A 13,515-nucleotide genomic window follows, 5' to 3' on the forward strand; every position below is an offset into this window, starting at 1 on the left:
AAATTATGTTTGAAGTATATATTACAAAAGCTGCAAAATATTTGCCAAACGAAGCCGTTTCAAATGATGAAATGGAAGCCTATCTAGGCCTTATCAATGATACTGCTTCTAAAGCAAGACGCATTATTTTGCGCAATAATAAAATTACAAGCCGATATTACGCTGTTGACAAAGAAGGAAAAAGCACACACAGCAATGCTGAGTTAACAAGAAATGCAATTTTACCATTATTCGACGAAAATTTTACGCCTCAAGATCTAGAAGTACTTTCATGCGGAACTTCAACTCCTGACATATTTCTGCCTTCGCATGCTGCGATGGTTCATGGTCTGCTAAAAAACAAATCGGTAGAATTGAACTCTTCAACAGGAGTTTGCTGTGCCGGAATGAACTCTCTTAAATTTGGTTTTCTTTCTATTAGATCTGGAAATTCAAAAAATGCAATCTGCACAGGATCAGAAAAAGTTTCTACTTGGCTGAATGCTCAAAAATACAATCACGAGGCCGATAATTTAAAAAGCCTTGAAGAACAACCTATTATTGCTTTCAAAAAAGATTTCTTACGTTGGATGTTATCTGACGGTGCTGGAGCTTTTTTATTAGAAAACAAACCAAGAGGACCAATTTCACTTAAAATAGAATGGATGGAAGCTTTTTCGTATGCGTACGAATTGGAAACTTGCATGTATGCTGGAGGTGATAAATTGGAGAATGGAGAAATTAAAGGCTGGAGCGATTATTCTCCAGAACAATGGCTAAACGAATCTGTTTTCTCAATCAAACAAGACGTTAAATTATTAGACGAATTTATCCTGTCAAAAGGTGCAGAAAGCATGAAAGACGCCATGGATAAAAACAATATTAAATCGGAAGATATCAATTACTTTATTCCTCACGTTTCTTCTAACTTTTTTGTTGAAGGATTGAAAAAAGGATTAACTGAAAAAGGTATCGGAATGAGCGATGACAAATGGTTCATGAATCTTTCTCGAGTAGGAAATGTTGGCTCTGCTTCTATTTACCTAGCTCTTGAAGAATTATTGAATTCAGGGAATTTGAAAAAAGGAGATAAAATTTTATTATCTGTTCCAGAAAGCGGAAGATTTTCTTTTGCTTATGCATATTTAACTGTTTGCTAATGGAAACAATGGCACTTCTAGAAAAAGAAATGGTCGAAAATTTACTGCCACAAAAGTTTCCTTTTGTGATGGTAGATGCTATGCATTCTTATTCTGAAACTTCTTTGGTTGCTGGTTTAGAAATTCAAAGTAATAATATTTTTGTTGCTGAAAATACTTTTCTGGAAGCAGGACTAATCGAACACATGGCACAATCTGTGGCATTGCATACAGGATATCAATATTTTTTAAGAAACGAAATTGCACCAACTGGTTATATCGGATCTATTAAAGAAATTGAGATTAAAAAGCTTCCAAACGTAAACGACAACATTCAATCGGAAGTAACAATTCTACAGGAATTTGCAGGAATTACTTTAGTAGATATTGTGACCACTTTAAACAATGAAGAAATTGCCAGAGGACAAATGAAAACTGTTTTGGCAAAATAAAACAATAATGAAAGCTACTGCTGTTGACATACAAAATTATTTACCGCACCGAGCGCCAATGCTTATGGTGGATTTAATTTTGAATATTGATTCGAGTTCAGTAGAAACTGTTTTTCTTGTTGAAGCAAACAATATTTTTGTTCAAAACAATACTTTTATTGAAGCAGGCTTAATTGAAAATACCGCTCAGACTTGTTCGGCAATTGTTGGAAAAAAATACTTTTTTGATGACAACGGAATTGAAAATGAAAATGTAAACGTAATTGGATTTATCAGTGCTTTGAAAAATGTAAAAATTCATGCGCTCCCAAAAGTCGGTGACACTATTATAACCAAAGCAGATTTAGTTTCGAAATTTACTGGCGACGATTACACTTTATGTACAATGAGCTGTAAAAGTTCAGTCGAAGACCAGATACTCTTAGAATGTGAAATTAACTTGTTCATTCAGAAAACAATTTCAGTTGGATAATTTTAAAAAAGTCATTTCACATTTAGGAATTCGAATCGGGATTTTATTGTCATTGTTTGGATTATTAGTCTTGTATTGGAGCTTCATTTATGACCCGCATTCACTTTGCGATCAAGACCAACATAGACATACAGATGCAGGTTTAGGAATGTTTTTTTTAGCATTATTCATCACTGTTTTTTTCTATTTTGGATTATTAATAGAAATGATTTATTTATTCGTGAAGAAAAAGCGAATTTTAGCTTTCGCAAATCTTGGATTTTTAATAATTAGTTTATGTATACTTTCAATCTGTATGTTTCTAATAAATTAAATTAGCAAAATGGAAAAAGATCAAGTACCTCAGGATCAAAGCAACTTAACGAAAAACAACGTTAAAGAACTTTTGTACGCAACAGATGAAAATGGTAATTATACCACAACATTAAGTACAGGCTGGGAACCTAAAACAATAGCACTTTCAAATTCTATTGACGAAATAAACGAAAGAATTGCCGATGCGAAACAGCAGGTTTTAAACGGCGAAGTAAGTCCGATTGTGTATTTTATGGAAGCCAATAAAATGGATCTTAACATATTATCCAGTTACGTCGGGTTTTGGAAATGGCGCGTAAAAAGACATTTTAAACCTAGTGTTTTCGCAACTTTAAGCGATAAGGTTTTACAGAAATATGCCGATACATTTGGAATTTCAATCGAAGAATTAAAAAACAGCATTACCAAATAAATGGAATTAACTTTCACACATCATCAGTCTGCTCATTGCGAGAATGGAGTAGCGTCAAATCTGCTAAAAAATAGCGGACTAAACATTAGCGAACCGATGGTTTTTGGTATTGGCTCTGGATTATTTTTTGTATATCTGCCTTTTATAAAAGTGAATCATGCACCGGCAATCAGTTATAGAACTTTGCCTGGACAGATTTTCAATAAAGTTGCTACCCGTTTAAATTTAAAAATAAAAAGACAAAAATTTTCTTCTATAGCAAATGCGAATAAAGCTTTAGACGAAAATTTAAAAAATAATATTCCAACCGGATTACAGGTTGGAGTTTACAATTTGAGTTATTTTCCAGACGAATATCGTTTTCACTTCAACGCACACAATTTAGTCGTTTACGGAAAAACCGAAACCGAGTATTTAGTGAGCGATCCTGTTATGGAAACCGTTACGACTTTAACTTACGAGGACATGAATAAAGTACGTTTTGCCAAAGGAGCCTTTGCGCCTCGTGGACAAATGTACTATCCAATTCAGATTCCAAAAGAAGTCGATTTAAAAAGCGCCATCATTAAAGGAATCAAAAATACGTGTCGAGATATGTTGGCGCCAATGCCAATTGTTGGTGTTCGCGGAATCAAAATGGTTTCTCGCCAGATTCGTAAATGGCCTAAAAAGCATGGAGTCAGAAAAGCCAATCATTACTTGGCGCAAATGGTTCGTATGCAAGAAGAAATTGGAACTGGCGGAGGCGGTTTCCGTTTTATTTATGCAGCATTTTTACAAGAAGCTTCGGTTGTTTTAGGTAACGAAGAATTAAAAGAACTTTCTAAAGAAATGACTCAAATTGGAGATTCATGGCGTGATTTTGCTGTTGAAGCTTCGCGTATTTACAAAAACAGAAGCGCCAAAGAAGACGCCTACAACACTATTGCCGATGAACTTTTGGACATTGCCAATAGAGAAGAAATCTTTTTCAAAAAACTAAAAAAAGCGATCAGCTAAAACACTATTTTGCACTCTATCATTCAAATAGAATCCCTTTCGAAAAAGTACAAAAATGCAGAAATGTATTCTTTGAACAACGTTTCGCTAAATATAAATGAAGGTCAGATTTTTGGCTTACTTGGCCCCAATGGCGCTGGAAAAACTACTTTAATTTCCATGCTCTGCGGATTAGTAAAACCAACTTCGGGACATTTTACAATTGATGGTTTAAACTATCAGCATCATGCTTCAAAAATTAAAAAAATCATAGGCGTTGTTCCTCAAGAATATGCTTTGTACCCAACGTTGACAGCCAGAGAAAATCTGCTTTATTTTGGAAGCATGTACGGCTTAAAAGGTTCTGATTTAAAAGATAAAGTAATTGAAACTCTAGATCTTTTGGGTTTATTGAAATTTGCCGATAAACAAGTTCACACTTTTTCGGGCGGAATGAAACGCCGTGTAAACCTGATTGCAGGAATTCTTCATAATCCGAAAGTTTTGTTTTTGGATGAACCAACAGTTGGTGTCGACGTGCATTCTAAAACTGCCATTATCGATTATCTGAAAGTGTTGAACCAAAACGGAACGACTATTATTTATACTTCGCATCATTTGGCTGAAGCCGAAGATTTCTGTTCTCAAATTGCGATTTTAGATCAAGGACAGATTTACGCACAAGCAACTCCGTCGGCATTAATTGAGTCTACAAAAGATGCTCGAAATCTCGAAGATGTTTTTATTTCATTAACCGGTAAAGCGCTGAGAGATGATATATAAAATTTGGATGTCGGTTGTAAAAGAATTCCTTTTACTAAAAAGAGATTTAGGCGGACTGATTATTTTATTTGTCATGCCTTTGGTTTTGGTAATTGCCGTAACCTTAATTCAAGACAGCACTTTTAAAGCCGTGACCGATTCTAAACTTCAGATTCTTTTGGTCGATAAAGACCACGGATCTGTTTCTAAAACGGTTTTTGAAAATTTGGAAAAAAGTAAATATTTTACTGTTGTAACCCAACTTGACAATAAACCGATTACCGAAGAAATTGCCAAAGAAAATGTATACAAAGGAAAATTTCAATTGGCGATAGTAATTCCAGAAAATTTAAGTTACGATTTGCAGGAAAAAGTAAATCAGAATGTAGAGAAAATTGTCAGCAATCTAGGTTTGACCGATAGTACAACAGCTGCCGAACCTCAGCGCGTTATTAAAGAAAAAGAAGTAAAACTGTATTTTGATCCAGCGGTTCAGATGAGTTTCAAAAATGCCGTTATGAGTTCGATCGATAAAATGATTTCGCAGATTGAAACCAAATCGATTTACAGCACTTTTCAAAAACAATTAGGAGAAGAAACAATCGATTTTGAGCAAAAGAATTTTATCACTTTCAAAGAAATAATTCCGAGAATCAACAACAAAGAAGTTCGCCCCAATTCGGTTCAGCATAATGTTCCTGCTTGGACACTTTTTGCAATCTTTTTTATTGTAATTCCGTTATCTATCAATATTGTAAAAGAAAAATCGCAAGGAACTTTTGTTCGATTAAGAACCAATCCTGTTTCTAATTTAGTAGTGATTATTGGAAAAACCATCACCTACTCTATCATTTGTATGATTCAGTTTTACATGATGGTTGCCGTTGCCGTATTCTTATTCCCATCCATCGGATTGCCTTCACTAAATATTGAAGGTCACTTCTTGCTAACAAGTGTTGTCGCATTATTTTCTGGTTTTGCTGCAATCGGCTTCGGAATTTTATTAGGAACTGTAGCCAGCACACAAGAACAATCTGCTCCGTTTGGTGCGACAAGTGTTATCATTTTAGCAGCAATTGGTGGTGTTTGGGTTCCTGTTTTTGCTATGCCGAAAATCATGCAATATATCGCAAAATCATCTCCAATGAACTGGGGATTAGAAGCTTTTTACGATGTATTGCTTAGAAACGTTTCTTTCGTCGAAATCATACCAAGAATAAGTTTATTATTTTTGTTTTTCATTATTACCACTTCCATCGCATTATTTTATGATAAAAAGAAAAGAGCAGTTTAAAGAAGCTACAGATCTAACCGTTACACATGAAATTAGGATTCGTTTTAACGAAACAGATCCGCTTGGAATTGTTTGGCATGGCAATTATATCACATATTTCGAAGATGGACGTGAAGCGTTTGGACGCCAGCATGGACTTACTTATCTGGATATTGCCAAAACAGGTTATACAACGCCAATTGTAAAATCGACTTGCGAACATAAATTGTCTTTGCGTTACGGCGATGTGGTAACAATAGAAACCACAGTTGTAGATACTCCAGCTGCCAAAATGATTTACCGTTTTAAAATTATTGATGACAAAGGAGAAGTGGCGTGCACTGGCGAAACAACTCAGGTTTTTTTAGATGCAGCAGGAAATTTAATGCTGACAAATCCGCCTTTTTATGAAGAATGGAAACGAAAAGTGGGATTATTGAAGTAGCCACGAATTACACAAATTTTCACGAATTAAAAATAATAGAATCTATACAAATCTGCTTAAATCTGTAAAATCTGCGTGAAACCCTTTTTTTAGAAAACGCTTAAAATAAAAAACATACCTACAAGATTTTAGAGACCTTGCAGGAGAAAATCAGAATCATAAAATGTTAAGAGAAATATACATCACAGAAACAAATTGTATCACGCCTTTAGGCTTTGATGTTGAATCTAATATCAAAGAGATTCTTCGTAGCGATTCTGGAATTCAACTTCATAACGATGTTTCTTTAATGCCGAATCCGTTTTATGCTTCGATTATTTCTGATGAAAAAATAAACAGTGCATTTTCAAAAATCAGCACTGAAACAAAATATTCCCGTTTAGAGAAAATGATGATTTTGGCTTTAGAACCAGTCATCAAAAATTCTGGAGTAGCGTTAAATTCAAAAACTGCTTTTATACTTTCTACTACAAAAGGAAATGTAACCGCTCTAGCAAATGATTCTGAGGAAAGTTTCAACAACGCACATCTAGATGTTCTAGCTAAAAACGTTGCCGATTTCTTCGGATTCCAAACACACCCCATTGTGGTTTCAAATGCCTGCGTTTCTGGAATTTTAGCCGTTTCTGTTGCCAAAAGAATGATTCAATCTGAACTTTATGACAACATTTTTGTGGTGGCTGGAGATGAAGTTTCAGAATTTGTTTTGTCTGGTTTTAATGCATTCCAAGCGATGAGCGAGCAACCTTGTAAACCTTATTCTAAAAACAGAACTGGAGTAAGTTTAGGCGAAGCAACAGCTGCTGTTTTGGTTTCGTCGGAAGCCAAAAACGCTAAAATAAAAGTAATTGGCGATAGTTCGATAAACGATGCCAATCATATTTCGGGGCCGTCAAGAACAGGTGAAGGTTTGTTCAGAAGTATTCAAAATGCTTTGAAAGAAGCTCAAATTGAAGCAAACAAATTAGATTATATTTCAGCTCACGGAACTGCAACACCTTATAATGACGAAATGGAAGCGATTGCCTTAACTCGTTTAGATTTACAGAATGTTCCTGTAAATAGTTTGAAAGGATTTTATGGTCATACTTTAGGCGCTTCGGGATTATTGGAAACTGTAATTGCAATTGAATCTGCCAATCAAAATACACTTTTTGAATCGAAAGGTTTTGATGAAATTGGGGTTAGCGAAGCTATCAATGTGATTGAGAAAAATGGAGAAAAGAAGATTGAGTATTTCCTGAAAACAGCTTCTGGGTTTGGAGGTTGTAATACGGCTGTGGTTTTTGAAAAGATAAAATGAGACGTTTAAAAAACTTAAATATTAGAAAAAGTATTGAACAAAGAAAATTGGTCTTCTCAGAAAATTGGTTTGATAAATTCGATACTATTACTATTTATATGTTTTTTAGCTGGGGATTTATCATGCCTTTTTTGGTTTATTTTAATCCTTATCGTGATTATTCGAAAACTGGAATTGAGTTTTATCTTCTGTTTATTTTTAGCTTTTTCTGTGCATTTACAATTTATAGAAAAGCAATTGAGAAGAAACTCACAAAAATCGTAAGTAAATATGATACTGGAAAAAACAAAGGTATTATTATTGAGTACTGTGAGAGCAAAGGTTTTGAAAAACATAAAAATTCTGGAAATCTAATAATCTATAATAGTCTTAATTATCTAGCTATTAATCCAAGATTTCAAACAAGCAGAATATTTATTTTAGATAAAAACGATATTTATTTTACAATGATAAAAGAAAATCAAAAAATGAATGTTCCAGTTCTTTTTTCTCAAATAAGTTTAAAAAGAGATATTAAAAATTTGTGCTCTTAAAAATAAAATGACTCAAAACAAAACCTACATACAATCCTATATCACCATTCAAAACAACGAAATTGTTTTGAACGGAACTTCTGTATTCAAAATTGAACCTACAGATTTTGCAGATTTTGCCAAACAAGCGTATCGTAATTTTGAAATGCAGTATCCAAAGTTTTTCAAAATGGACGCTTTGAGCAAACTGGCTTTTTTAGGATCAGAACTTCTTTTGAGTCCGATAACTTCAGACGAAAAGGAAAATAATATCGCTTTGGTTTTGGCTAATAAGTCTTCGAGTTTAGATACCGATGTAAAATATCAGGAATCAATTTCAGACAAGGAAAACTATTTTCCGAGTCCGGCGGTCTTTGTTTATACGCTGCCAAATATTTGTTTGGGCGAAATAAGTATCCGCCATCAGCTGAAAAGTGAAAATTCTTTCTTTATATTTGACACTTTTAACACCGAATTTATGTCGAATTATTCGAATATTCTTCTGAATACGAATAAAGCAGATGTAGTTTTATGCGGTTGGGTAGAATATTTTAACGACAATTATAAAGCTTTTTTATGTACAATTAGTACAGAAGAAAATGCAAAATATACAAACGAGACTATCAATACATTATACAATAAATAATCATGGAAGCATTAAAAGAAGAATTAAAAAATAAAATCATAACAACTTTAAACCTTGAAGATATTGCAGTAGAAGATATTGCTGATAACGATCCTTTGTTTGGAGATGGTTTAGGTTTAGACTCGATTGATGCACTTGAATTGATCGTGATTTTAGATAAAGATTACGGAATTAAATTAGTTGACCCAAAAGAAGGAAAATCTATTTTCCAGTCAATCGAAACTATGGCAGCGTATATCAGCGCGAATCGAACTAAATAATCGGCAGAAATTTTGTCAAAGATTGCTAAAAAAACTTAGCGACTCTGCGACTTTGCGAGATTAAATTTATAAGCTTTGTTTATTAGCTGAGAAATATGCTCGCAAAGACGCGAAGACGCAAAGTTAATCTACAATCATAAATCTAAAATCTAAAATGGCAAGAGGTGTTGCAATAACGGGAATGGGAATTATCTCTGCGATTGGTAATTCGGTTGAGGAAAATTATATTTCGCTGACCGAAAACAAAATCGGTATTTCTCGTATTCAAAATATTTCGACTGTTCACGCAGATGTTATCAAAGTTGGCGAAATCAAAAAAACCAATGAAGATCTTATCGGTGAACTGAAATTAAATGAGAATAATAATTTCTCCAGAACCGCTATGATTGGCACTTTGGCAGCAAAACAAGCTGTTGAAAATGCCGGCATTACCGATATAAATGAATTTAGAACGGGACTTATTTCGGCTACAAGTGTTGGCGGAATGGACATGACGGAAAGACATTATTACGATTATTTCGAAAAACCAGAATTGACTAAATACATCACTTGCCACGATGGCGGAGATGTTGCAGAAAAAATTGCTGAAGAATTAGGTTTAAAAGGAATGGTTACTACTATTTCTACGGCTTGTTCATCTGCAGCCAATTCGATTATGTTGGGCGCAAGATTAATCAAAACGGGAAAATTAGATCGCGTAATTGTGGGCGGAGCCGATGCTTTGGCAAAATTCACCATCAACGGATTTAAGACTTTGATGATTTTATCTGACGATTACAATAAACCTTTTGACAATACCAGAAAAGGATTAAATCTTGGAGAAGCTGCCGCTTTTTTAGTTTTAGAATCGGATGAAATTGTTGAAAAGCATAACAAAAAAGTATTGGCAAGAGTTTCGGGTTACGGAAATGCAAACGACGCTTATCACCAAACTGCTTCTTCAGAAAATGGAGACGGCGCGTATTTGGCCATGAAAAAAGCGTTTGACGTTTCGGGTTTAAAACCTTCTGAAATTGATTACATCAACGTGCACGGAACTGCAACTCCAAATAATGATTTGTCTGAGGGACGAGCTTTAAAAAGAATTTACGAAGATGAAAAAGTTCCAGATTTCAGTTCTACAAAACCATTTACGGGACATACTTTAGCGGCTGCAGCTGCGATTGAAGCCGTTTATAGTGTTTTGGCGATTCAGAATAATGTGGTTTATCCGAACTTAAATTTTGAAGTTCCGATGGAAGAATTTGATTTGAAACCACAGACAACTTTAAAGAATAAAACTATCGAGCACGTTTTATCCAACTCTTTTGGTTTTGGTGGAAACTGTTCAACCCTTATATTTTCAAAAAGCTAATGACGAAGACATATATAAATGGAGTAGGCTGTATTTCGACTCAAAAAACATTTGATACTGTTTTTTTGGAAGAAGCTGTTGTAAATCATGAAGAAAATGTACTGGCAATTGTTCCGCCAGTATACAAAGAATATATTTCTCCTGCTGCCAGCCGACGCATGGCAAAAGGTGTAAAAAACGGAATCGTAGCTTCAGCTTTGGCTATGAAAGATGCCAATGTTGAAAGTGTCGACGCGATTATTACTGGAACTGGTTTAGGCTGTATCGAAGATTCTGAAAAATTCCTGAAAAGTATTTTAGATAATAACGAAGAATTTTTAACTCCGACTTCTTTTATTCAATCTACTCACAATACAGTTGGAGCACAAATTGCTCTTTTACAGCAATGCAAAGGTTATAATTTTACTTATGTAAATGGTGCAGTTTCTTTTGAATCGGCTCTTATTGATGCTAAAATGCAAATTGAAGAAGATGAAGCCAATTCAATTTTAGTGGGCGGTGTTGACGAAAATGGCAATTATACGACTTCGCTTTTTAAACTAAACGGTCGCATTAAAGCAGATAATACGGCTCCGTACGATGTTTTAAATTCTACAACAAGCGGCGCGGTTTATGGTGAAGGCGCTAGTTTTTTTGTTTTAGAAAATGAAAGAAAAGAAAACACTTATGCAGAACTTCTAGATGTTTCTATTGTAAATACTTTAGAAGAAAACGAAGTTGAAGCAGCAATTATTTCGTTCTTAAAATCAAATAATTTAGAAATTTCGGCTATTGATGCCGTAGTTTTAGGTTTTGACGGAAATGCTGATTTTGAGAATTACTATAAAAATCTTGCCGAAAATTCGTTTGCTCAAACTCCTGTTTTGTACTACAAACATTTGAGTGGAGAATATGATACGGCTTCAGCTTTTGCTTTTTGGATGGCCGCTAAAATTTTGAAAACTCAAGAAATTCCTGAAGTTACGAAAGTAAATGCTGTCGAAAAATCAGACTACAAAACGATTTTATTATACAATCAATTAAACGGAAAAAACCATAGTTTTACGTTGCTTTCAAAATGATAACGCACAAAAACATATCGCTGTTTTTTATCTTTTTATTGCTTTTATTGTTTCTTCTGAATCTGTATAACGCAATTCATTTTCTGTGGTTTGTTCTCATAATTCTACTTTGGATTGGAATAAATGCTTTTGGTTCTGCACGAATTTCTTCCAATTATCATGTAAAAGCATTTTGCAATAATCCGTTAGAAACCGAAAAAAAAATTGCGCTTACTTTTGATGACGGTCCAAGTATTTACACTTTAGAAGTTTTAGAACTTTTAAAAAAATATAATGCCAAAGCGACCTTTTTCTGTATTGGAAAAAACATTGAAACGCATCCCGAAATTCTTCAAAAAGTGATTGATGAAGGTCATTTAGTCGGAAATCATTCTTACTCACATTCTAAGTTTTTTGATTTTTATAATGCGAAAAAAATAATTGAAGAAATTCAGAAAACAGACGCACTACTGGAAAAATTCACTTCTAGAAAAATAAACTTTTTTCGTCCACCTTATGGAGTCACAACTCCTTCAATAAGAAGAGCTTTAAAAGTAACAGGGCATAAAACAATTGGCTGGAATATTCGTTCTCTTGATGGAGGAACAAAAGATCAGGAATTAATTTTGAATCGACTCATTAAGCATATTTCTCCCGGCGGAATTGTACTTTTGCATGATACGGGCAAACATTCTGTTTTGGTACTGGAACAGTTTTTGCAATTTTTACAGCAAAATAATTATGAAGTGATTTCTGTTGAAGAATTACTGAAACTTAATGCTTATGAAATTGAACGCGGATAAAACAGATTCGCTTTCGCGAAGACGCGGATAAAAACGGATTCTTATTAAATCAAAAATTCGTGGCAATTCGTGTAATTCGTGGCAAAACATTAAGCACAATATTATAAAATATGAAAACTAAAATAGCACTACTCATTCTATTTATTTCAGGCAATTTGTTCGCGCAGGAACAAAAAATGACCGATGCCGAAATTGCGTCTTTCAAACAAGACGTAAATGTTGTAGCCAAAAAAATCAAGACCTTGACTACTGATTTTGTTCAGTACAAACATTTAGATTTTTTATCGAAAGATATTGAAACTTCTGGGAAAATGGTTTTCAAAGAACCTGCTTTACTTCAATGGCAATATAAAAAACCATACAATTACAGCATTACTTTTAAAAACGGAAAAATCCTGATTAACGACGAAGGAAAGAAAAGCGCTGTTGATATCGGAAACAGTAAAATCTTTGCCCGAATTAATAAGTTGATTGTGGGAAGCGTAAGCGGAAATATGTTTGACGATAAAGAATTTACGATTTCATATTTTAAATTGAAAGGTCAGAATCTGGCGAAATTTATTCCGAAAGATGCAACGCTGAAAAAATACATCAAACAAATCGAACTGACTTTTGACAAAGAAGAAGCAACAGTTGTTCAGGTAAAATTGTTAGAATCATCTGAAGATTATACCCGAATTGTACTTAAAAATAAAGTAATCAATGCAAAAATCGACGATTCAGTTTTTACTAATTAATTGCTTTCTGGCAATTATTTTAATTTCATGTGGCTCGGTCACAAAAAATTATACGCCCAAAAAATTAGACAAAACGTCTTATATCGTTCCGTATTTTTCAGATTCAAAGACTGATTATGTTTACAAAACCAACATCAGTGTTTACGGAAATGAATTGTCTGGAATTTTCATTGCCAAGAAAATAAACGACACTACGCACCGAATTGTTTTTACAACCGAATTTGGAAACAAATTAATGGATTTCGAGATCTCAGAAACCGATTTTAAAGTCAATTCTATCGTGTCAGAATTAGATCGAAAAATATTGATTAATACTTTAAAAGAAGATTTTAGACTGCTTTTAAAAAAAGAATATTTGATTCAGGAGCAATTTGAAAACTCTTCAAATGACATTTATAAATCGGCAGATGACAAACGTGACAACTATATTTTTATCTCCAAAAAAGATCAAAAATTAGAAAAGATCGTTAATTCATCAAAAACAAAAGAAAAATTTACACTGCTTTTCAGTTCAGAAAACAATATTTTTGCCGAGAAGATTCAAATAATTCACCAAAATATAAAACTGAAAATTGAGTTAAATTATTTTAAATCAGAATAAAAATTTAATCTAACCCTAAACTTTAAATCAAT

17 protein-coding genes are annotated in these 13,515 nt (G+C 33.7%); all 17 read left to right on the top strand.

The annotated features are described in order from the left end of the window. Positions 1-5: 5 nt before the first annotated feature. Positions 6-1,139, top strand: a complete 1,134-nt coding sequence (darB, locus tag ABXT06_RS01855; protein WP_354589215.1) for a dialkylresorcinol biosynthesis protein DarB — start codon at positions 6-8, stop codon at positions 1,137-1,139. Further along, positions 1,139-1,570, top strand: a complete 432-nt coding sequence (locus ABXT06_RS01860) for a hotdog family protein (RefSeq protein ID WP_201999154.1) — start codon at positions 1,139-1,141, stop codon at positions 1,568-1,570. Before darB ends, ABXT06_RS01860 begins: the two co-directional genes overlap by 1 nt. 7 nt (positions 1,571-1,577) lie before the next feature. After that, positions 1,578-2,042 carry a hotdog family protein gene (locus ABXT06_RS01865; RefSeq protein WP_201999155.1) on the top strand — a complete coding sequence of 155 codons (465 nt, stop codon included), beginning with the start codon at positions 1,578-1,580 and terminating at the stop codon, positions 2,040-2,042. Positions 2,043-2,364: 322 nt separating this feature from the next. Next, complete coding sequence (gene DarG, locus ABXT06_RS01870; protein ID WP_201999156.1) at positions 2,365-2,769, top strand: flexirubin biosynthesis protein DarG; 405 nt, start codon at positions 2,365-2,367, stop codon at positions 2,767-2,769. Further along, the gene (gene darH / locus ABXT06_RS01875) at positions 2,770-3,768 is read left to right on the top strand and encodes a BtrH-related acyltransferase DarH (RefSeq protein WP_354589216.1); all 999 of its coding nucleotides are present in this window, start codon (positions 2,770-2,772) and stop codon (positions 3,766-3,768) included. Between the two features lie 63 nt (positions 3,769-3,831). After that, a complete protein-coding gene (locus ABXT06_RS01880) occupies positions 3,832-4,530 on the top strand; it encodes an ABC transporter ATP-binding protein (protein WP_354589217.1) in 699 nt (232 codons plus the stop codon). After that, positions 4,520-5,803: an ABC transporter permease gene (locus ABXT06_RS01885; protein WP_354589218.1), complete on the top strand. Its 1,284-nt coding sequence runs from the start codon at positions 4,520-4,522 to the stop codon at positions 5,801-5,803. The genes ABXT06_RS01880 and ABXT06_RS01885 overlap by 11 nt, the downstream gene beginning before the upstream one ends. Beyond that, entirely contained in the window at positions 5,778-6,227 is a 450-nt protein-coding gene (locus ABXT06_RS01890) for an acyl-CoA thioesterase (RefSeq protein WP_111378800.1), read from the top strand. The genes ABXT06_RS01885 and ABXT06_RS01890 overlap by 26 nt, the downstream gene beginning before the upstream one ends. Before the next feature lie 163 nt (positions 6,228-6,390). Continuing rightward, positions 6,391-7,530, top strand: coding sequence for a beta-ketoacyl synthase N-terminal-like domain-containing protein (locus ABXT06_RS01895; protein WP_354589219.1), 1,140 nt, complete (start codon positions 6,391-6,393; stop codon positions 7,528-7,530). Beyond that, positions 7,527-8,063, top strand: coding sequence for a hypothetical protein (locus ABXT06_RS01900; RefSeq protein WP_354589220.1), 537 nt, complete (start codon positions 7,527-7,529; stop codon positions 8,061-8,063). Before ABXT06_RS01895 ends, ABXT06_RS01900 begins: the two co-directional genes overlap by 4 nt. A 7-nt stretch (positions 8,064-8,070) precedes the next feature. Beyond that, on the top strand, positions 8,071-8,688 hold the full coding sequence (locus ABXT06_RS01905; RefSeq protein WP_354589221.1) for a 3-oxoacyl-ACP synthase: 618 nt from the start codon (positions 8,071-8,073) through the stop codon (positions 8,686-8,688). Positions 8,689-8,690: 2 nt separating this feature from the next. Then, entirely contained in the window at positions 8,691-8,948 is a 258-nt protein-coding gene (locus tag ABXT06_RS01910) for a phosphopantetheine-binding protein (RefSeq protein ID WP_111378796.1), read from the top strand. A gap of 154 nt (positions 8,949-9,102) precedes the next feature. Then, positions 9,103-10,302 (top strand): beta-ketoacyl-[acyl-carrier-protein] synthase family protein, encoded by a 1,200-nt coding sequence (locus ABXT06_RS01915; protein WP_354589222.1) that lies wholly within the window; start codon positions 9,103-9,105, stop codon positions 10,300-10,302. Beyond that, positions 10,302-11,363, top strand: coding sequence for a beta-ketoacyl synthase N-terminal-like domain-containing protein (locus ABXT06_RS01920; RefSeq protein WP_354589223.1), 1,062 nt, complete (start codon positions 10,302-10,304; stop codon positions 11,361-11,363). The genes ABXT06_RS01915 and ABXT06_RS01920 overlap by 1 nt, the downstream gene beginning before the upstream one ends. Beyond that, positions 11,360-12,145: a polysaccharide deacetylase family protein gene (locus ABXT06_RS01925; RefSeq protein ID WP_354589224.1), complete on the top strand. Its 786-nt coding sequence runs from the start codon at positions 11,360-11,362 to the stop codon at positions 12,143-12,145. The genes ABXT06_RS01920 and ABXT06_RS01925 overlap by 4 nt, the downstream gene beginning before the upstream one ends. Before the next feature lie 110 nt (positions 12,146-12,255). Next, the gene (lolA2, locus tag ABXT06_RS01930; protein ID WP_250834586.1) at positions 12,256-12,882 is read left to right on the top strand and encodes a flexirubin biosynthesis/transport protein LolA2; all 627 of its coding nucleotides are present in this window, start codon (positions 12,256-12,258) and stop codon (positions 12,880-12,882) included. Continuing rightward, complete coding sequence (gene lolB2, locus ABXT06_RS01935; protein ID WP_354589225.1) at positions 12,848-13,483, top strand: flexirubin biosynthesis protein LolB2; 636 nt, start codon at positions 12,848-12,850, stop codon at positions 13,481-13,483. Before lolA2 ends, lolB2 begins: the two co-directional genes overlap by 35 nt. The last annotated feature ends 32 nt before the right edge of the window (positions 13,484-13,515 follow it).

Source organism: Flavobacterium sp. UW10123 (assembly GCF_040538975.1).
In the GTDB taxonomy this organism is placed as follows: domain Bacteria; phylum Bacteroidota; class Bacteroidia; order Flavobacteriales; family Flavobacteriaceae; genus Flavobacterium.